The sequence below is a fragment of the Ascidiaceihabitans donghaensis genome (genome assembly GCF_900302465.1).
GTDB lineage: Bacteria > Pseudomonadota > Alphaproteobacteria > Rhodobacterales > Rhodobacteraceae > Ascidiaceihabitans > Ascidiaceihabitans donghaensis.
The window spans coordinates 3,161,115-3,181,289 of sequence record NZ_OMOR01000001.1 but is presented as its reverse complement, the minus strand read 5'-3'; the positions used below and the strand labels follow the sequence as shown (position 1 = coordinate 3,181,289).

Annotated in this window: 20 protein-coding genes and 1 tRNA gene; 15 read left to right on the top strand and 6 right to left on the bottom strand. The window is 54.7% G+C overall.

Annotation, left to right across the window (positions count from 1 at the left end):
• Positions 1 to 114: 114 nt before the first annotated feature.
• Together ASD8599_RS15730 and ttcA are read right to left on the bottom strand one after the other, a co-directional pair.
• The gene (locus ASD8599_RS15730) at positions 115 to 1,665 is read right to left on the bottom strand and encodes a putative bifunctional diguanylate cyclase/phosphodiesterase (protein ID WP_422664754.1); all 1,551 of its coding nucleotides are present in this window, start codon (positions 1,663 to 1,665) and stop codon (positions 115 to 117) included.
• A gap of 73 nt (positions 1,666 to 1,738) precedes the next feature.
• Complete coding sequence (gene ttcA, locus ASD8599_RS15725) at positions 1,739 to 2,626, bottom strand: tRNA 2-thiocytidine(32) synthetase TtcA (RefSeq protein ID WP_108829409.1); 888 nt, start codon at positions 2,624 to 2,626, stop codon at positions 1,739 to 1,741.
• Between the two features lie 96 nt (positions 2,627 to 2,722).
• On the opposite strand from ttcA, the gene ASD8599_RS15720 reads away from it, so the two are divergent.
• The gene (locus tag ASD8599_RS15720) at positions 2,723 to 3,253 is read left to right on the top strand and encodes a DUF3833 domain-containing protein (protein WP_108829408.1); all 531 of its coding nucleotides are present in this window, start codon (positions 2,723 to 2,725) and stop codon (positions 3,251 to 3,253) included.
• Here the strand turns inward: ASD8599_RS15720 and yidD are convergent.
• From yidD to rpmH, 3 genes are read right to left on the bottom strand one after another with little or no spacing between them, the layout of a single operon-like run.
• Complete coding sequence (gene yidD / locus ASD8599_RS15715; RefSeq protein ID WP_108829407.1) at positions 3,250 to 3,498, bottom strand: membrane protein insertion efficiency factor YidD; 249 nt, start codon at positions 3,496 to 3,498, stop codon at positions 3,250 to 3,252. The genes ASD8599_RS15720 and yidD overlap by 4 nt on opposite strands.
• On the bottom strand, positions 3,495 to 3,890 hold the full coding sequence (gene rnpA / locus ASD8599_RS15710) for a ribonuclease P protein component (RefSeq protein ID WP_108829406.1): 396 nt from the start codon (positions 3,888 to 3,890) through the stop codon (positions 3,495 to 3,497). The genes yidD and rnpA overlap by 4 nt, the downstream gene beginning before the upstream one ends.
• 27 nt (positions 3,891 to 3,917) lie before the next feature.
• Complete coding sequence (rpmH, locus tag ASD8599_RS15705) at positions 3,918 to 4,052, bottom strand: 50S ribosomal protein L34 (RefSeq protein WP_108829405.1); 135 nt, start codon at positions 4,050 to 4,052, stop codon at positions 3,918 to 3,920.
• A 295-nt stretch (positions 4,053 to 4,347) separates the two neighbouring features.
• Here rpmH and ASD8599_RS15700 point away from each other — a divergent pair, with 295 nt between their 5' ends.
• From ASD8599_RS15700 to ASD8599_RS15635, 14 genes are all read left to right on the top strand, one after another.
• Positions 4,348 to 5,091, top strand: coding sequence for a TVP38/TMEM64 family protein (locus ASD8599_RS15700; protein WP_108829404.1), 744 nt, complete (start codon positions 4,348 to 4,350; stop codon positions 5,089 to 5,091).
• Between the two features lie 4 nt (positions 5,092 to 5,095).
• On the top strand, positions 5,096 to 6,514 hold the full coding sequence (locus ASD8599_RS15695) for a dihydrolipoyl dehydrogenase family protein (RefSeq protein WP_108829403.1): 1,419 nt from the start codon (positions 5,096 to 5,098) through the stop codon (positions 6,512 to 6,514).
• A gap of 13 nt (positions 6,515 to 6,527) precedes the next feature.
• Positions 6,528 to 7,916: a sensor histidine kinase gene (locus ASD8599_RS15690; RefSeq protein ID WP_108829402.1), complete on the top strand. Its 1,389-nt coding sequence runs from the start codon at positions 6,528 to 6,530 to the stop codon at positions 7,914 to 7,916.
• A gap of 68 nt (positions 7,917 to 7,984) precedes the next feature.
• A tRNA-Arg gene (locus ASD8599_RS15685) sits at positions 7,985 to 8,061 on the top strand.
• Positions 8,062 to 8,181: 120 nt separating this feature from the next.
• Positions 8,182 to 9,354, top strand: coding sequence for a DUF3644 domain-containing protein (locus tag ASD8599_RS15680; RefSeq protein ID WP_108829401.1), 1,173 nt, complete (start codon positions 8,182 to 8,184; stop codon positions 9,352 to 9,354).
• A gap of 502 nt (positions 9,355 to 9,856) precedes the next feature.
• Positions 9,857 to 10,696 (top strand): arsenate reductase/protein-tyrosine-phosphatase family protein, encoded by an 840-nt coding sequence (locus ASD8599_RS15675; RefSeq protein ID WP_108829400.1) that lies wholly within the window; start codon positions 9,857 to 9,859, stop codon positions 10,694 to 10,696.
• A gap of 4 nt (positions 10,697 to 10,700) precedes the next feature.
• Positions 10,701 to 11,699: an ArsJ-associated glyceraldehyde-3-phosphate dehydrogenase gene (locus ASD8599_RS15670; RefSeq protein WP_108829399.1), complete on the top strand. Its 999-nt coding sequence runs from the start codon at positions 10,701 to 10,703 to the stop codon at positions 11,697 to 11,699.
• On the top strand, positions 11,696 to 12,961 hold the full coding sequence (gene arsJ / locus ASD8599_RS15665; protein WP_281261560.1) for an organoarsenical effux MFS transporter ArsJ: 1,266 nt from the start codon (positions 11,696 to 11,698) through the stop codon (positions 12,959 to 12,961). Before ASD8599_RS15670 ends, arsJ begins: the two co-directional genes overlap by 4 nt.
• Positions 12,962 to 13,197: 236 nt before the next feature.
• A complete protein-coding gene (gene phnC / locus ASD8599_RS15660) occupies positions 13,198 to 14,013 on the top strand; it encodes a phosphonate ABC transporter ATP-binding protein (RefSeq protein WP_108829398.1) in 816 nt (271 codons plus the stop codon).
• Positions 14,014 to 14,062: 49 nt separating this feature from the next.
• Entirely contained in the window at positions 14,063 to 14,974 is a 912-nt protein-coding gene (phnD, locus tag ASD8599_RS15655) for a phosphonate ABC transporter substrate-binding protein (RefSeq protein WP_108829397.1), read from the top strand.
• 69 nt (positions 14,975 to 15,043) lie between these two features.
• Positions 15,044 to 15,925, top strand: a complete 882-nt coding sequence (gene phnE, locus ASD8599_RS15650) for a phosphonate ABC transporter, permease protein PhnE (RefSeq protein WP_108830227.1) — start codon at positions 15,044 to 15,046, stop codon at positions 15,923 to 15,925.
• Positions 15,922 to 17,238 carry a phosphonate ABC transporter, permease protein PhnE gene (gene phnE / locus ASD8599_RS15645; protein WP_108829396.1) on the top strand — a complete coding sequence of 439 codons (1,317 nt, stop codon included), beginning with the start codon at positions 15,922 to 15,924 and terminating at the stop codon, positions 17,236 to 17,238. The genes phnE (ASD8599_RS15650) and phnE (ASD8599_RS15645) overlap by 4 nt, the downstream gene beginning before the upstream one ends.
• Before the next feature lie 141 nt (positions 17,239 to 17,379).
• A complete protein-coding gene (locus tag ASD8599_RS15640; RefSeq protein ID WP_108829395.1) occupies positions 17,380 to 17,997 on the top strand; it encodes a DapH/DapD/GlmU-related protein in 618 nt (205 codons plus the stop codon).
• Positions 17,998 to 18,100: 103 nt separating this feature from the next.
• On the top strand, positions 18,101 to 19,327 hold the full coding sequence (locus ASD8599_RS15635; RefSeq protein ID WP_108829394.1) for a glycerophosphodiester phosphodiesterase family protein: 1,227 nt from the start codon (positions 18,101 to 18,103) through the stop codon (positions 19,325 to 19,327).
• A gap of 49 nt (positions 19,328 to 19,376) precedes the next feature.
• Here ASD8599_RS15635 and phnF read toward each other — a convergent pair whose 3' ends face one another.
• Positions 19,377 to 20,117, bottom strand: a complete 741-nt coding sequence (gene phnF, locus ASD8599_RS15630; RefSeq protein WP_108829393.1) for a phosphonate metabolism transcriptional regulator PhnF — start codon at positions 20,115 to 20,117, stop codon at positions 19,377 to 19,379.
• Between the last annotated feature and the right edge of the window lie 58 nt (positions 20,118 to 20,175).

Below are 20,175 nucleotides of genomic sequence, written 5' to 3'. Positions count from 1 at the left end.
TTATATCTTGGTGGGTTCAACAGAGTGCGAGGCAAAAGGTCAAGCGGATTCGGCCTTTTGCCACCGTGACACAAGTGCAGTTTCCGATTGTTTTTGTCATTCGGAGTGGACTGGCTACTTCGTTCGTCCCGGTGTGATTTCCGGAGCGTCCTGCAATTTTGCTTCGTGTGATGCAATCCAGTCCAGTGTTTCGTGAAATGGCATAGGCTTTCCGATGCCAAAACCCTGCACGTGGTCACACCCCAATTGTGCCAGAAGGGCGTGTTCGCCCACGGTCTCGACGCCTTCAGCGAGAGTTTCCAGATTCAGTCTTTCGGCCATGGTCAGAATTGCGCTTATCATGCGCTGTTGTTCAGGGTCCCGGTCGGCCTTGATAACGAAGGATCTGTCAATTTTGATGCGATTGACGGCGAACCTGCGGATGGATGAAATGGAAGCATGGCCCGTTCCAAAATCGTCTAGATCCACCCGACATCCCATGGCCACCAACCCGTTTATATTGCGTGTAATAACGTCATCGGGGGCGCCCGCGATCACAGTTTCCAGAATTTCGATAGACAGACGATCCGGTGTTAGATTGAAGCGATCGAGTTCCCATTTAACTTTTTCGATCAAACGGGGATTGTTAAGTTCGACGCCGCTGAAATTGACGCCAACTTGGGGTACGACCACCCCGGCAGCATCCCATGCCTTCAACGCTGTGAAAGTGTGGTACAGCATGGCTTCTGCCAGCCGCTCCATCAATCCTGCCGCTTCAATGGCTGGAAGAAATTCGTTGGGTGCAATCATGCCCCGTTCCGGATGATGCCAACGTGCCAAAGCTTCAAATCCAGTCACTTTGCCTGTGTCTGTAGATATCTGTGGCTGGAACCAAGGTGTGACTTGGCCGGCCTCCAATCCATAAGTGATATCGTCGCGTAATTCTGCACGCGTTTCGCTGACCCGACGCATTTCCTCTGTGTATGCGCGAATGGCAGATGGGCCTCGTTTTTGGGCGGAACGTAGCGCTGTTGACGCTGCAGTTGACCAATCAACAGCGGATTTTCCGGGGGCACGTCCACTTAAGCAGAACCCGATGGCCGCAGTCATGTAAACGGAGACACCATCAACCGAAATGGGTTCTTCAATGATGTTTTGTATGCGTCCGGCAAGTTGGATGCAGACTTCTAGGTCGATAAACCGCGTCGCACCCATGCAAATTGCAAAGCGGCAATCACCAAGGCGTGCCACATTATCCATATCCCGCAAAGTCGATACAATTCGGTCACCTGTTCGCTGGATCACTGCGTCACCTGCAGCTTCACCATGCCGTTCTACCAATTGTGCGAATTCATCGAGTTCGATGTGAAAGACTGCAGAGGATTGAGTGCCATCCGCTGTTTTTTCGTAAGTGTGTTCTACAAGGTCTTCGAAGCCGTCGCGCTGAAGCAGTCCCGTGAAAGAATCACGTGCAAGACGCATGCGACGACTGTCCGGGGATAGACCACCAGCCAGTAGAAACAGCGCAGGGACGACCAACGCAGCGCCAAGCAGGGCAGCTTCCCCGCCTATCCAATAGCTGGCAAGGCTGAGCGCGGGCAGAAAGGCCAACGCTTGTGGACCAATCATGGCTGTGCACAACCGTTCGCGCAGTTGCGAAAAGTTGCGTTGAAAATTCATGCGCATGGTCGGTCCTTTGTGCAAATGGGTGCTGCCTGCATTTGAACAAAAGGAGTACGTGCCTTTGGTAATCAGCCCCTTAACGAAGCTTGGGAACTTCACCTGCTTTTAGGTCAACTTTTACCGATTCATCATTTGCATCTGCGTTGCGCACCAGATTCGCAAAGTCAAAAAGGTTCGTATCCAGCAGATGTGAGGGCCGTGCATTTGTTAACGCACGGAACATAACCTGACGCCGTCCCGGACTGTTGGCTTCCCAGCCATCCAGAATTTGCTTAACTTGCTGGCGTTGCAGCCCATCCTGACTTCCGCATAGATCGCAAGGAATTATGGGATAATTCATAGCTTGGGCAAACTTTTCGCAATCGGTTTCCGCGACATGTGCAAGTGGGCGATAGACGAATAAATCGCCTTCTTCATTTACCAATTTCGGTGGCATGGTTGCCAAGCGCCCACCATGAAACAAATTCATGAAAAACGTTTCTAGTATGTCGTCTCTGTGATGTCCGAGAACCACGGCAGAGCAACCTTCTTCGCGCGCCACGCGATAAAGATGCCCGCGACGCAAACGCGAGCATAACGCACAAAATGTGCGTCCTGCGGGGATTTTGTCCACAACCACCGAATAGGTATCTTGATATTCTATGCGGTGGGGGACGCCCATGTCTTCGAGGAATTTGGGCAACACAGTTGCGGGAAACCCCGGTTGTCCCTGATCCAGGTTACACGCCAGAATTTCGACGGGCAAAAGACCGCGCCATTTCAATTCGTGAAGAACAGCAAGCAACGTGTAACTGTCTTTGCCGCCTGACAAGCAGACAAGCCACCGCGCATCTTTTTCGATCATGCCGTATTGTTCGATCGCCTCGCGGGTCATCCGAACAATACGTTTGCGCAATTTCTTGAATTCGGTGGTGCGAGGGGCCCCGTGAAACAGGGCATGTATGTCGTCGAGTTCGTCTCGCATGGCGGGCCTCAAAGTTGTGTGGCGGAGTTATAGCAGATGTCGTGTGAACCAAAAGAGCCCCTGCCGCGTACCACATTCAAAGAAAAGGGAAACACCATGCGGCGTCTTGGGATAGCTATTTTGATGGTTTTGGGGCTTAGCGCCTGCACTGGAAAACCTGCATTGGAAGATGAAAAGCTGTCCAGAGCAGAATTCAATCTGGAAGAATTTTTTGACGGTCATGTCATTGCTTATGGTCAATTTCAGGATGTGTTCGGCACTGTACGGCGGCGTTTCGTTGTCGAAATCGACGGTAACTGGGATGGCAATACGTTGGTTCTGGACGAAAATTTCGTCTACGCTGATGGAACGACGGAACAGCGCGTTTGGACATTGCGCAAAACAGGCGCCCAGACATGGGCTGGCACGGCGCCCGGCGTGATTGGCAGCGCGACGGGGGAAGAACGGGGCGACACATTCAATTGGACTTACCAAATCGATCTGCCGGTTCCGGACGGTACACTGCGCGTGAACTTTGATGATTGGATGTGGCAGTTAAGCGAAACGCGGGTGCTAAACAAAGCATATATGAAACGCTTCGGCGTCGACATAGGAGAGGTAACAATAACCTTCGAAAAACAAATCTAACGACGTTTTGTGTGGTCTGGGACGCGGTCCGGGACGGGATCGTAACCTGTTCCGCCAAACGGATGACACCGTCCTATACGTCTGGCTGCAAGGTAGCTGCCCTTAAAGGCGCCGTGTTTTTCCAAAGCTTCCATAGCGTAAGCGGAACAAGTGGGCTGGTAGCGGCAGTTGAAGCCGATCCACGGGCTAAACACCAAGCGATAGGCGCGGACAGGCAAGGATACGATATAGGCGAAAGGCGTCATTCAGTATTGGCCAAGGCGCGACGCAAATCATCCAGCAAATCAGTGAACGGGCGCTGCGCCGTGCGTTCAAACCGTCCTATCAACACATAATCAGTGCCGTGTTTGCCGTGGTGGGGCAGAATGGCTTGGGCGATCTCACGAAGGCGGCGTTTGGCACGATTGCGCGCCACGGCATTCCCAACTTTCTTGGAACAGGTGAACCCGACACGCATGGGTGCATCGTCGCCGCGTGCGCGATATTGCAGAACAAATCCCTTCGTGGGGATGTGTTTGGCACGCGCTGCCCGTAAAAAGTCAGCACGTTTTTTCAATACGTCCAAACGTGACGAACCCGCCGCAGGCATGTCCGCGGCAACTTCTGCGTTGCTCGTGGAGGCCTCCGGCGGGGTCATGTCAGGCAATCCTGCGCTGGCGCTAAATTAAGCGCTTAGTTCTTTGCGGCCCTTGGCACGACGTGCGTTCAGGATTTTACGGCCTGCTTTTGTCGCCATGCGCGAACGGAAGCCGTGGCGCCGCTTGCGCACGAGATTGGAAGGTTGGTAGGTGCGTTTCATCGCTCCGTCTCCATTTTATGGTCCACCTTGTAGATTCGGCGCACCAAGTGTCATTCGAAGCCCGTCCTCTAAAGGCGATAGGGGGGCAAGTCAAACCCTGTGGACGGTAAAACGTATAGTTTTGCAACAAATATCCCGCGTGAACTTGGGGAATTGTTTCAAACGCCGAAAGTTGACGCAAGAAAAACCTCGATTCCCTTCACTCAACATCAAGCACCCGTGATCTAGGTGTTTCACGGTGGCACGTATGCACAGGTTCAGTGCATTGAAGTGGACAACCAAAAAGGCCAAGCTGATGAGTGATATGACCCAAGCCAATGAACCTACCCCCAAGTCCGGCCTGATGCGGCGGTTGCCGTTGATTGCAATCGCGGTGGTGGCTGCCATCGGGTTTTTCACTTTGCGCGATTACCTCAGCTTTGACACGTTGCGCGACAACCGTGAAGCATTGGTGGCGTTTCGTGACAGCAACTATGTTTTGACTGCGCTGCTGTTTGTCTTGGCCTACATCCTGATTGTCGGGTTCTCGTTGCCGGGGGCCACCATTGCCACGCTGACGGGGGGGTTCTTGTTTGGCACAGTCTTTGGCACGATCTTTAACGTCACGGGTGCAACCCTTGGGGCGACAGTTATCTTTTTGGCAGCACGTTACGGGTTTGGTGAAACGCTTGGTGCAAAGATGGAAGCGTCGACGGGCCCCATCAAAAAGTTGAAAGACGGGATTGATGAAAACCAATGGTCTATGTTGTTCATCATGCGCCTCGTGCCGGTTGTTCCGTTTTTCGTGGCGAACCTGGTGCCCTCCTTTATGCAGGTGCCGCTGCACCGCTTTGTGATTTCTACCTTTCTGGGCATTATTCCCGGCGGGTTGGTTTTCAGTTCTGTGGGTGCGGGCCTGGGCGAAGTTTTTGAAGCGGGCGAGACGCCGGATCTTGGCATCATTTTCGCGCCCCATGTTTTGTTGCCAATTCTTGGGCTTGCGGCATTGTCCTTGTTGCCTGTTTTGATGAAAGCCGTGACTGGCAAGAAAGGTCTGTAAGACAATGAAGCGTATTAAGACGGATGTTTTGGTTATTGGTGCGGGGTCCGGCGGGTTGTCTGTGGCTGCAGGTGCCAGTCAGATGGGTGCATCTGTGACTTTGCTGGAAGGTCACAAGATGGGCGGCGATTGTCTGAACTTCGGGTGCGTCCCGTCCAAGGCGCTGATCGCCAGCGCAAAAGCCGCTTACGGGCAGGCACATGCGTCGCCTTACGGCGTGGCGGACACAGACCCGCAAGTGGACTATGCCGCCGCCAAGGATCATGTGGCCGATGTGATCGCGACCATTGCACCGGTGGACAGCCAAGAGCGGTTTGAAGGCTTTGGCGTCAACGTGATCCGCGAATATGGCCACTTCATTTCACCCACGGAAGTGCAAGCAGGCGATACAGTGATCAAAGCCCGCCGCGTTGTTATTTCAACGGGTTCATCGCCTTTGGTGCCGCCCATTCCCGGTCTTAGCGATGTGCCCTACGAGACAAACGAGACATTGTTCGACCTGCGTGAACAACCTGAGCACCTGTTGATCATCGGGGGCGGCCCCATCGGGATGGAAATGGCGCAGGCCCACATCCGTTTGGGATCAAAGGTAACTGTGATTGAGGGCGCAAAGGCGCTGGGCAAAGACGATCCCGAACTGGCCAAGGTCGTGCTGGATACGCTGAAAGATGAAGGGGTAGAGATTGCTGAAGACGCAATGGCCGCTGAAATTCGAGGGCAAGCCGGTGCTATCGAAGTCGAGGTCAAAGACGGTCGCGTTTTCAAAGGCTCGCACCTGTTGATGGCTGTTGGCCGCAAATCCAATACCGATAAGCTGAATTTGGATGCCGCGGGCATCAAGACCACACGCACAGGTATCGAAGTCGACGCGTCCATGCGTACCAGCAACCGCAAAGTCTATGCCATCGGTGATGTGGCGGGCGGGCTGCAATTCACCCATGTGGCGGGCTACCACGCGGGCGTTATCATCCGGTCCATGCTGTTTGGGCTGCCGTCCAAGGCCAAGACGTCGCATATCCCTTGGGCGACCTACACGGATCCAGAACTGTCCCAAGTTGGCTTGACCGAAGCGCAGGCGCGGGACGCCCACGGCGACAAATTGGAAGTGATCCGCTTTGACTATCACCACAACGACCGCGCGATTGCGGAACGTAAAACCAAAGGCTTCATCAAGCTGATGGTGGTCAAGGGCCGCCCGGTCGGCGCATCAATCGTAGGCTACCAAGCGGGCGAATTGATCAACCTGTGGGCGCTGGTTCTGGCCAACAACATGAAGATGAGCCATGTCGCCGCCATGGTCGCGCCATATCCGACCATTGGCGAAGTCAACAAACGCGCGGCTGGTGCCTATTACACGCCTCGATTGTTTGATAACCCTACGGTGAAACGGGTGGTGGGCTTTGTCCAACGCTTCATTCCTTGAGTTCTGAGGCACCATGCTGAATTCGCTTTCTGGCCGCTTCCTGATCCTGACCACAGTCTTCGTCATGTTGGCTGAGATTTTGATCTTTGTGCCATCGATTGCACGGTACCGCGAAAACTACCTGCTGGATCACCTTGAGCGGGCGCAGATTGCTTCACTGGCGCTGCTGGCCGATGACATGTTGGACAGCGAACTGGAACAGGAACTGCTGGAAAACGCGGGCGTGTTCAACGTGGTGTTGCGCCGCGACGAGGTGCGCCAACTGATGTTGGCAACCCCGATGCCGCAGCCGATCTCGGAAACATTCGATTTGCGCGATGGCACAGCACTGGTGTTGATCCGCGACGCCATGATGCGGCTGACCAAGTCTGAGAATGAAGTGATCCGCGTGATCGGTGCACCTTTGCGCGAAGCAGGGCTGTTAATCGAAATTACCATGGAAACCGGGCCTTTGCGGACCGCGATGATAGACTATGGCGTGCGCATTTTGATCTTATCCGCTGTGATTTCGGTCTTCACCGCCGTGTTGCTGTTTCTGGCGGTACGTTCGCTTTTGGTCAAACCGATCAAGGGTGTTGTTGATCACATGCAACGTTATGCCGAAGCGCCAGAAGATGCGCGACGTATCATTGAACCTGGCGCGGGCGTGACGGAATTGCGCGAAGCCGAAGAGGCGCTGAAATCCATGCAAACGGAACTAACAAGCGCATTGCGTCAGAAAGAGCGCTTGGCGCAGCTTGGCAGTGCCGTTAGCAAAATCAGCCATGATTTGCGCAATATCCTGACTTCGGCGCAGTTGTTTACGGATCGTATCGAGTCCAGCGAAGACCCGTTGGTCGCACGGATGGCACCGAAATTGGTGAACTCGATCACACGGGCTGTGCATCTGTGTGAAAGCACTTTGGCCTTTGGCAAAGCAGAAGAACCCAGCCCCACTTTGACCGTGGCGATGCTGTCGCCGATCGTGGAAGATGTCATAGACAGTGAAAGGTTGGCCGCCGGAGACTATGATCTAAGTCTGTCCGAGGATATTCCTGTGTCTATGCAAATTCGCGCTGATGCAGAACAAGTGTTTCGTGTCATCGCAAATCTGGTCCGCAACGCGCGTCAGGCGATTATCGCCAGCGGCAAACCCGGCGAGATCAACGTATCTGCAAGTGAAGACAGCAGCGCATGGTTCATTGACATTCGCGATACCGGGCCGGGCTTGCCCCCCAAAGCCCAGGAACATTTGTTCACACCGTTTCAGGGCGGCGTTACAAAAGGCGGGTCTGGATTGGGGCTGGCAATTTCTGCGGAATTGGTCCGGGGGCATGGCGGTTCCCTCGAACTGAGCAACACCGGAACCGATGGAACCGCCTTTCGGATTAGGTTGCCGAAAGGCGATGTGACGCTGGTTTGATTTTCTTCGCAAATTGATGAAACGAGGGCTTGCATCTATCGCGCGGCAAGACTAAACCGCGCCGTAGTGGACCGATAGCTCAGCTGGATAGAGTACCTGACTACGAATCAGGGGGTCGGGGGTTCGAATCCTCCTCGGTCCGCCACTAAATCACTATCGAACGTCAGATGGCTTCGACCTTTCCTTCAAAAGCTGACCATATTCTCAAAATCATGACCGACAGTCGTTGAAGTTGTCGCCGAGAATAACTGAAGGCTCATAGGCATTGGCACGTAGAACAGGAAAGACGCTGGAAAAGTGGGAAGTGGCAATTGTGAAAGCGATGCTACAAAAGAACTACGTCCCGCAAGATGTTCACGCCTATTTTTCGCGACCAACACGCTCTGTGAACCAAGCTCGGATATCCCAGATTAAAGATGGGAAGATGCACGCAGCTATCAAACCGGCAAGCAACATTGAACTGGACGCATTTCTGAATGCATGGCCGGATATAGACCCTGTAACAGGGCTTCATTTCAAGGGCGATGAATTATCAATCAAGGCGCGGGAAGCGATGATTGCGGCTGTTCATACCTTTAACAGCGCAGGGCTGTTTTGCCGCGCTGAACTGTTCATCGTCACAAGCGTCATTGCATGGACGTACCTCATGCATGCCTATTACAAGAGGGAGGGCGTAGATTATCGGTACAAGCAGGCTGGGGTTGTAAAGAAAACAAAGCATGGTGCCGATATGTATTGGGAACTAGGTCAATGCCTTGCCCACGGCGGGTGTCCGATTGAAAAGGGCGTCATTGACAATCTCAACTTCCTGACGGAAATCCGTCATGAGATTGAGCATCAGTCAACTGACCGGATTGACGACGCACTTGGCGCCAAACTGCAAGCCTGCTGCATCAACTTCAATGAAGCGATCAAAACCCTGTTTGGCAAAGAATTTGCGTTGGAAAAGCGGCTGCCAATAGCACTTCAATTCGTTACCTTCGATGGGGGCCAGAGGGCCAGTTTAGTCGGTCAGGATTTGCCACCAAACGTGGCGACTGCAATGGATGACTTCCACAATGGTTTGACTGATGCAGAACAAGCCGATCCCAAATTTCGCTATCGCGTGGCCTTTGTGCCGAAGGTGGCAGGCAAGGCTTCAAAATCTGACTTGGCTATTGAGTTTGTCAAAGCTGGCACACCGGAGGCGGAAAATGTTGAGAGAGTGCTGCTGAAAGATACAGAGCGGCCTAAATTTCGCCCTACAGAGATAGTTGCCAAGGCAAATGCGGCTGGCTTTCCACAGTTTGCTATCTTCGATCATACGCAGCTCGTTAACCAGCTCAATGCGCGCAGTCCGGGCAAGGGCTATGGGGTTGAGATTGCAGGGCAGTGGTACTGGTATGATGCATGGTTTGAGAAGGTCATGGAAAAACTCAATGAGGGATGGACCCGTTAACAAACGGCATCCTGACTTACTTCATGGGTTAGAAATGCTTGACGTTTGGGCCAATATTTCGTGACGCGGCTGGTAGGCAAGGTGCAGAAAATTCGGCGCATCGAGACAAAGATGTGCGACGTTCTACAATCACAATATTAGCCTCCTTGATCTCTGATTTTTACGGCTGCTGTGGGTTTTACCACCGTAGCGTTTCGAATCTGATCTGACTTGCGGGCAGATTGTCAAATATGGACAACTTTATTTGCAGCGCCTGACCAATCTTGCGTGCAGTTCCTTGTTGTTGAAACCTGCGAAAGTTGTGCTGCATCGCGGATCAGAACGGGTCTGCCACCAGCCCCTTCCTTTCCCAGATGCCGCTGGTACGCGGGCCCATGGCACGCAGAACCTTGGTGATGCCTGTACCCAAGGCTGTTCACAAAAGTAATTTCAGAACAACGCTGGTTGCAATGTTACAAAAACTTCACTTTGTACTAGTCTATAATTCAATTATTCACGAACTATGGATACATTGATTCCCGACCGACTTTCAACGCTTGGCCATCCGCAACGGCTTGCCGTGTTCCGGCTGCTTATGCGTCGCTACCCTAATCGGGTTCCCGCGACGGAACTTGCGCATGCACTGGACTTAAAGCCCAACACGCTTTCGGGTTATGTGTCCTCGTTGTTGCATGCTGGTCTGATCTCTCAAGAGCGGGTCGGAACATCGCTGCGCTATGCGGTGGACATGGAAGCGATACAGGCGACGATTGGGTTCCTTCTTCATGACTGTTGTCGGGGGCGCCCCGAAATTTGTTTGCCTTTCGCCAATGATGCCGCGCACAGGTTTCCTGAAATGGGGGACCGAAAGTTCAATGTCTTGTTCATCTGTACCGGTAATTCCGCCCGTTCGATCTTTGCAGAGGCCATCCTGCGTGATCTCTCGCCGGATCGCTTTAACGTTTATTCCGCAGGCACCAAACCGAACTCGGACCTCAACGGGTTCGCCTTGGAGGTGTTAAAACAAAACGGCCATGATGTGTCGGTTTTGCGTGCCAAGAACATCGGAGAGTTTCAAACCGATGATGCTCCGGCCCTTGATTTTGTGTTCACCGTTTGTGACCAGGCTGCCAATGACGACTGCCCTGCATGGCGGGATCAGACCATCAGCGCCCACTGGGGGCTGCCTGACCCGGTCAAAGTCCAGGGCGCAGACGCAGAAAAAAGCCTCGCGTTCCGTCAGACCTACGGCGCGTTGCGCAATCGCATGACCGGGTTTGCCGCGCTGCCGATTGCGTCGCTTGATCGTATTTCCCTTCAAAAGGCCGTGGATGACATCGGCCAAATCAAAGACAAAGGATAACCCTATGACAGTCTACGCTCTGAACGGCCTTGGCCGGATTGGCAAGCTCGCGCTCAAACCCTTGTTGGCGCGTGGGGCTAAGATCGCGTGGATAAACGACGCTGTGGGTGACCCTGAGATGCACGCGCATCTGCTTGAATTTGATACGGTGCATGGTCGTTGGGATGCAGAGTTTACCTATGATAGCGACAGCGTCACGATTGACGGCACCCGTCTGCCCTTTGTCGGTACGCATGACATTGACGATTTGCCGTTGGACGGTGTCGATGTGGTCATTGACTGTACTGGCGTGTTCAAAACCGAAGCCAAGCTGGCCCCGTTTTTTGAAGCAGGTGTAAAGAAGGTGGTTGTGTCCGCCCCTGTCAAAGATGGCAATGCGGCCAATATCGTCTTTGGCGTCAATCATGATATTTATGATGCGGCGCACCATAATATTGTGACAGCGGCCAGTTGCACAACCAACTGCCTTGCCCCGGTCGTGAAGGTGATCCACGAGAACCTGCAGATCAAGCACGGGTCAATCACGACCATTCACGACGTGACGAACACGCAGACTATCGTAGACCGTCCCGCCAAGGATTTGCGCCGTGCGCGATCTGCGCTTAATTCTCTGATCCCGACGACAACGGGCAGTGCGACGGCGATCACGCTGATCTACCCCGAGCTTAAGGGGCGTTTAAACGGCCACGCGGTGCGGGTGCCGCTGCTGAACGCCTCATTGACCGATTGCGTGTTTGAGGTGGAACGCGCAACGACGGCGGAAGAGGTGAACGCCCTGTTCAAAGCAGCAGCGGCAGGCGAATTGAGTGGCATTCTTGGATACGAAGAACGCCCGTTGGTGTCGACGGATTATACCAACGACGAACGATCCAGTATTGTGGACGCGCTATCGACCATGGTCATCAATGGCACGCAGGTCAAAATTTACGCGTGGTATGACAACGAAATGGGCTACGCGCATCGTTTGGTGGATGTGGCATTTATGGTCGGAGACAGTTTGTGACCACAGCCCGCCCCGAAGGACTGTCCGCGTATATCGCCGTCACGGCCGCCTACTGGGCGTTCATGCTGACCGACGGCGCCTTACGGATGCTGGTGCTTTTGCATTTTCACACGCTGGGGTTCTCACCCGTGCAGCTGGCCTATCTGTTTGTGCTTTACGAAATCGCGGGCATCGTAACGAACCTGTGCGCAGGCTGGCTTGCGGCGCGGTTCGGGTTGACGTCTACCCTTTATGCGGGCCTTGGGTTACAGGTTGCAGCCCTTTTGGCGCTGGCGCAACTTGATCCAAGCTGGGCGCTGGGCGTGTCCGTGGTGTTTGTGATGTTGGTTCAAGGGGCCAGCGGGGTGGCGAAAGATCTTGCCAAGATGTCATCCAAATCGGCGGTTAAATTGCTGGCGCCTGCGGGAGATGCGGGATTGTTCCGCTGGGTCGCCCTGCTGACGGGGTCCAAGAACATGGTTAAAGGGGTGGGGTTTTTGCTGGGCGCGGCCCTGCTTGCATCGGTGGGATTTGTCGGTGCGGTACTTGGAATGGCGGCGGTATTGGCGGTGATCCTGATCGCGGTGTTGATGTTCATGCCAGCGGGCCTGCCCAAGGGGCGCAAGGACGCGAAGTTCACCGAAGTCTTGTCCAAATCGCCCAACGTCAACTGGCTGAGTGCTGCGCGCGTGGTTCTGTTCGGGGCGCGGGATGTGTGGTTTGTCGTCGGTATCCCAATTTATTTCTACGCGGTCTTGTCGGATGGAACACCGCAAGGCAATCGCACTGCGTTCTTCCTGATCGGGACGTTTATGGCCGTTTGGATCATATTATACGGGCTTGTGCAGGCGAACGCCCCACGCATCCTGCGCGCCAAATCGCGCCCCACCTCCGAACTGATCGCAGCGGCACGTGGCTGGGCATGGGCGCTTGCGGGGGTGCCAGCGGTCCTGGCCGTGGCGGCCTTGATTGCGAATGGCCCGCAGACTTGGCTAACGCTTTGCGTGGTCGCGGGTCTGTTGGTGTTCGGGGCGCTTTTTGCAGTGAACTCCTCGCTTCATTCCTTTTTGATCCTGTCTTTCACCAAGGCAGAACGCGTCACCATGGACGTCGGGTTTTACTACATGGCAAACGCTGCGGGGCGTTTGATCGGGACGCTCGCATCGGGGTTAAGCTATCAGGTGGGCGGGCTGCCCCTGATGCTTGGGATCGCTTCGGGTATGGTTGCACTGTCCGTCGTCGCAGTAAGTTTTCTGACACCCCAAGACGGGCAGGCGTCATGACAGACCTTGATCCGCAGGCGGCGCGTGCAGATGCGTTAATATAGCCAGTGTGTGACGGGCTTACTCGCATGTGTATCGCGATGAAAATTTTGCCGGGCAGAATGAAACCGCGAACCTTGCGGCTGCCCATTCACTGTCACGTAACCTTTAAGAAACCATCACCAATCTGATTCAAAACTGTCACCTGAGTGTTGAATTGCGGGCTTATGTATCTCTCAAATTCATCGGGGGATGACATGCTAAGCATCAACGGACTGACAAAACGATTTGGCGACAAAATCGCCGTGGATACTGCCAATATCCAAATCAATGAACCCGCAATGATTGGCATTATCGGGCGATCGGGTGCCGGCAAGTCGACCCTTTTGCGGATGCTCAACCGGTTGAGCGATGCGTCAGACGGTGAAATATTGTTTAAAAACGAAGATGTGACGGCGATGCGTGGTGCTGCGCGGCGTCAGTGGCAATCACGTTGCGCGATGATTTTTCAACAGTTCAATCTGGTGCCGCGCATGGATGTTGTGTCGAATGTGTTGCACGGCACGCTGAACCGTCGCTCGACACTGGCGACGATGTTCAACCTATATCCCCGGTCCGATATTCACAAAGCCATCGATATTCTGGATCGGCTTGGCATCGCTGAACAGGCGCCTAAACGTGCCGAAGCCCTGTCAGGCGGACAGCAACAGCGTGTCGCGATTGCGCGGGCACTGATGCAGGACCCCGCAATCATTTTGGCGGATGAGCCCATCGCGTCGCTTGATCCGATGAATGCGCAGGTCGTCATGCAATCCTTGCGCGACATTCACGAAGAAGACGGCCGCATGGTCATCGCCAATTTACACACATTGGATACCGCGCGCCGTTACTGCGACCGCGTGATCGGGATGCGCGATGGGCGTATCGTGTTTGATGGCACGCCAGCACAACTGACCACAGGCGTCGCCCGCGACATCTATGGGGCAGGCTCGGATTTTTCCGAAGCCGCCACATCAACCGAAATTGAAACGCTGGACAGAACCGACGCGCCCAAAGTCGAGGCCGTCGCCTGAGCCAGATAACCTGCGCCAACACGCGCTTAATTCCTCCATGGAGAGACTGATGAAAACTGTTATAGCCGCCGCTTTGGCCACAACTGCCCTAGCTGCCCCTGCCTTCGCTCAGGACGCAAAAATCACCGAATTCCGGATCGGAATCCTAGGCGGTGAAAACGCACAGGACCGCATGAACAACTATGCCTGCATGCAAAATTACACCACCGAAGCGCTTGGTGTTGAGACAAAGCTGTTCGCGCCTGCCGACTACAACGGCGTTATTCAAGGTCTGCTGGGTGGCACAATCGACATGGCATGGCTTGGCGCTTCCTCTTATGCTGCAACATACCTGCAAGACCCCGAAGCCATTGAACCCGTTTTGGTCAAGCAGAACCTCGACGGTTCCATCGGGTATCATTCGATCGGGTTCGCGCGTGTGGACAGCGGCATCGAAGCTTTGAAAGATGTAGAGGGCAAGGTTTTTGGTTTTGGTGATCCCAACTCCACATCCGGCTACCTGATCCCGTCTATCGAAATCCCAAAAGCGACTGGCGCCACGATGGAATCCGGCGACTATTTTGGTGAAGTTAAATTCACTGGCGGCCATGAGCAGACGATCATTGCCGTAGCAAACGGTGACATCGACGCCGGCGTCACCTGGGCCGACGCTCAGGGCGAATGGGAAGACGGTTACAACTCGGGTGCGCTGCGTCGTGCGGTTGATGCGGGACTTGTCGACATGAACGATCTTCAGCAGATCTGGATGTCCAACGTTATCCCAGAAGGTCCGGTTGTTCTGCGTGCCGACCTGCCAGCGGACGTCAAGGCGACGATGACCGAGCTGGTCGACACACTTTATGAGCGTGACGCCGAATGTGCCTACGGGGTTGCTGCGGGTGACACGCTTGGTTTTGTACCAGTGACCCATAAAACCTACGAAAGCATCGTTGCGGCGCGTCAGTCTGTGATCGGCAACTAAGATATTTTCATGACGGCCCCGGTCGCCTTCGCGTTGAAGGCGACCGGTCTTTTTATGCGAGGCAGCATTATGACAGCAACAGACACGACAGGCCGGGCAGCGACACCTGGCCTTGGTGATATTCGTGAAAGCTACCTTGCACAGGTTGGGCGGCGCAGGCTTTATAGTGGCTTGGCGTTGTTGCTGTTTGTGGTCTTGATGGTGTCCGGTTTTAACATTGCAGATGATCGCAATGCAGGCGGGTTCTGGGAGGGGTTGCACCAAATTGGCGACTACCCAAGTGAGGTGCTTGCCGAGGCTTGGGGCAAACGCCGCGATCTGCCAAGCCTGATTGCTAAATTTTTCCCAGCCCTTGTTGAAACAATCAATATCGCGGCTGTGTCTACAATCATCGGCGCTGTGGGGGGGTTGATCCTGTCGCTTTTGGGAACCCGTGGTCTTGCCAAATGGCCGCGGTTGATCCCGTTGTTTCGCCGTTTTTCCGATACTTTGCGCGCGATCCCCGAAATCGTTATTGCGTTGGTGCTGATCTTTATTTTGGGGGGCGGCCCTGTGCCTGCGATGATCGCAATCGCGCTGCACACCGCTGGTGCTCTGGCCAAGATGTTTTCCGAAGTGGCTGAAAATGCGGATCTTAAACCTGTGGAAGGTTTGGCTTCAACAGGGGCCACTTGGACCCAACGGATGCTTCTTGGTGTCTTGCCGCAAGTCGCGCCAAACTATGTCAGCTACACCTTGTTGCGGTTCGAAATTAATATCCGCGCCTCTGCCATTCTGGGTTTTGTCGGTGCAGGCGGCCTTGGCTATGAGCTGCGCAATGCGATGGCTTGGGGGCCGGGCCGGTTCGATGAGGCCGCAGCGATCTTTGTGCTGCTGTTCGGTACGATCGTTTTCTTTGACCAGATTTCAAGCCGCTACCGCAACCGTTTGACCGAAGGACAAGCCCAATGACATCGTTGGATATTCAAGCCTCGAAGACCCACGCTGAAGGTCTGTTTCGCCGAAAGCGTCTGTTTGCTTTTGGTGTGCCCGCGGTGATCTTGGTTTATTTCGCCTATATCTTCTTTGCGTTTGATGTGCCGGGCTTGGTCCAACGCGCCAACATGGACAACGCGCGCACGCTGACTTCTGACATCTGGTCCCATAAGGTACACGTCACCCGCGATAACCGGAATGGTGAAATCTCTTATGCGGTTGAAGGCGAGCGCAAGGGAGAATACCCAGAAGGCAAGCGCCCAGCCTGGGTCAGCGGCGCAGACGTTATCACGGTTGATCTGGGTGGCGATACGATTGTCCGCTTTCTGCCCGACAACCGCACCGAGATCGACGTCCCCGGCTTCGGGTCTGTCGAGGCGCAGGCCGAAGGCCGCACCGTCACCACCAATTTGCCGTCGGATCTGCCCGACTGGATCAACGCATCGGACCGCCGCGTCGCCATCGCAACACCCGAGGGCCGGATCACCCTCACGGGGTCAAAGACCGAAGTGTTCAACTATTTCGCAGGATGGGAATTGTTCTGGTTCACATTCGACAGCCCCTATCATGGTATGGGATTTGGACAGATCGTGTTTGGTGAACAAATCGATCCCGAACGACGCAACATCATCGGTGCGATGTCGGACTTTTGGCATAACAAAATGTGGCGCCACAAGGATATCGCTTGGGCGCTGGGCGAAACGATCCTTATGGCGTTCCTTGGGACCATGGGGGCTGCGATGATCGCGCTGCCACTGGCGTTCTTGGCCGCTAAAAGGTTTGCGCCTGTCATGTTGCTGCGGACCGCCACCCGCCGCTTGTTTGACTTTGTTCGCGGCGTGGACGCGCTGATCTGGACAGTGGTTCTGGCCCGTGCGTTCGGACCGGGACCAATGACTGGCGCCTTGGCGATTTTGATCACCGATACAGGCACCTTCGGCAAAACCTTTTCCGAGGCGCTTGAAAATGTTGACGACAAACAGATTGAGGGCGTGACATCGACAGGCGCCAAACCGCTCCAACGGTACCGGTTCGGGGTTATTCCGCAAGTGATGCCCGTTTTGCTGGCGCAAGTCCTGTATTTCCTCGAATCCAACACGCGCTCTGCCACGATTATCGGCGCGATCACGGGTGGCGGGATTGGCCTGATGCTAACGCAGGCGATCCAGACCCAAAAAGACTGGGAGGAAGTCGCCTACTACATCATCCTGATCATTTTGATGGTCATGGTGATGGACTGGTTGTCAGGTTGGCTGCGCGGTAAATTGATCGGAACCAAAGACGGATGACGACTTACCTTACAGGTATGAACAGGGGCATCGGGGCTGCATGCGTCGCGGCTGGTATCCTTGATGTTTCCACAGGACTGAAGCTGGCTAGGACAGGTAAGGTCTTCCGCTTTTGATGAAGAAGAAAGAGAACTCTGATACATGCCCCGACTAAGCGCGACTGCTCCGTTCATCCACGCCGATTGCGACATCACCGACAGCACCTTTGGCGCCTACGTCGAAATCGGGCGTGGCAGCCGGCTGAACAATGCGGCGTTCGGGGATTATGCTTACTGCGACCGTTACGCCGATATCGCCAACGCGCGGATTGGCAAATTTGCCAACATCGCCGCGTTCAGCCGGATCGGTGCGACGGACCATCCCTTGGATACGGCCGCCTGCCACCATTTCCTTTATCGCTCGGCGGATTATTGGGATGACACGACGCGGGATGAGGCATTTTTTGAACATCGGCGGTCCCGTATCGCCCAAATCGGACATGACACATGGATTGGTGCAGGTGCGATGATCAAGCCCGAGGTGACGTTGGGTGATGGCGCGGTCGTGGCGGCGGGGGCCGTGGTTACAAAGGACGTCGATCCCTACACAATCGTCGCTGGCACGCCTGCCAAGCCGCTGCGTTTGCGCCAACCTCGCAGCATCGCGGATCGTCTCATCGCGCTGGCCTGGTGGGATTGGACCCATGATGCGTTGCGCGCGGCATTGGACGACTTTCGGGCAATGAAGGCTGAAGCGTTCTTGGAAAAATATGAAGGTTAGCCTTTTCGCATCTTCAATTTGATAAAACTTTGATCTTTCTGTGATGTGCCGTTCATATGGCCCGATTACCCCAAGCCGACATGAGCACCAAAAGGGGAATTTCATGCTTCGTATCATCGCACTGCCAACCGTCGTACTGGGCGCAACACTTGCCGTGGCACCTGCCATCGCACAAACGCTTGACCGCGTTGAATATGGCCCACGTCCGTTCTATCTGATTGATCGGATGAAAGACGGTCCTCTGAAGGATCAATTGCAGTCTTGCCAAAACCAAGAGGCATCCACGTCGCTGTTTTCCATTGGCCACCGCGGTGCGCCGATGCAATTTCCAGAGCACACGGTTGAATCCAACCGCGCGGCGGCGCTGATGGGGGCGGGCATTCTGGAATGTGATGTGACGTTTACCGCCGACCTTGAGCTGGTATGTCGTCATGCACAGAACGATTTGCACACAACGACCAATATTCTTGCCACGCCTTTGGCCTCAACCTGCACAACGCCGTTCACGCCAGCGAACGGCGACACAAGTGCCAATGCCGAATGCCGCACATCCGAAATCACGCTGGACGAATACCGCAGCCTGACGCCCAAAATGGACGCCGCTGACAGAACCGCCACAACGGTCGAAGCCTACCTTGACGGTACAGCGAATTTCCGCACCGATCTTTATTCGGCTGAACCTGCAATGCTAATGACACACGCAGACTCCATTGAACTGTTCCGCGGTCTTGGTGCGCGGTTCACACCAGAATTGAAATCGCCCGCCGTCAAGATGCCGTTCAACGGGTTTACGCAGGAAGATTACGCGCAAAAGCTGGTCGATGAATATGTGGCCGCTGGTGTTCCTGCGGCAGATGTCTGGTTGCAGTCGTTCAACCTTGAAGATGTGCTGTATTGGATCAAGGCCGCGCCAGAATTCGGTGCGCAGGCTGTTTACCTGATGGATGAATACGACATTGATGGTTATTCGCCGATGGATGCGGCCACTTGGCCCAACACCATGCAAGAGCTGAAGGCGATGGGCGTGAACTACATTGCACCACCCACGTGGATGCTGGTGACGCTTGAGAATGGTGACATCGTGCCATCAGAATTGGCCATTCAAGCCAAGGCCGCCGACATCAACATCATCACCTGGACCATCGAACGCTCTGGCCCGCTGGTGAATGGTGGGGGTTGGTATTACCAGTCCATCGCAGATGCGGTAAACAGCGATGGCGTGATGTATGAGTTGATCGATGTTCTGGCGCAGGACGTTGGCGTCAAAGGCATCTTTTCGGATTGGCCTGCGACAGTGACGTATTACGCAAACTGCATGGGTCTCGAATAATGCGTCTGTCGTGACGATGATGGCCTCGCCTGTTTTGGGCGGGGCCTTTTTAGTTTTCCAAGGTCAATGTGACCCGATCACCGACAAACCATGTGCGACCATATTCGATGGGATTGTCGGCCAAATCAACATTCACACTGGAGGATCGCAGCAACGGGTCCCCCTCAGTGATCAGTAGATGCAGGGCCTGCGTCGCGGTGGCCCGCACTGCCGTCAGCCGCGTAGACGCACGGGTGTAATCTGGCACACCGACGGCAGCCAAAGCTTTTGTGACGCTACTTTGTCCGCAAAAGGCTGCTGATATGCCGGGGGTGCGCACCTGTGGGAAAACGCTTTCGAACACGGCGATCGGCTGGCCATCAGCCAAAGACAGCCCGTGGTAGGAACAGACTGGTTCGCCGGTTTGGATGGCAAGCGCTTGTGCTTCGCCGGCTGTGGCAACCCGGTCTTCGACCAGCAGAACGCGTTTTTCAGGCAATCGCCCTGCCGCAACCAAATTGTCGTGGAATCTGACCTTGCGTCCGATGGGATAATCGGTGGGCGTCGAAGCCACAAAGGCCCCCGCACCGCGACGTGTGCGGATCAAGCCTTCGTCCACCAACGCAGAAATCCCATGGCGCACAGTGTGTCGATTGACGCCAAACCGCTCGGCCAAGGCCGCTTCGGTCGGAAGCCTGTCACCTGCCGCATAACGGCCTTCGGCCAGATCGCTACGCAAAGATTGCGCGATAGCCTGCCAGATCGGTGTCTTGGTGCCGGGTCCGTGTCTTGGGGGTGTGTCACGCAAAATTCACAAATCTCCGCTGGGGGAATCGATCAGATATGTTAATATATGTCTAGTTGTATAG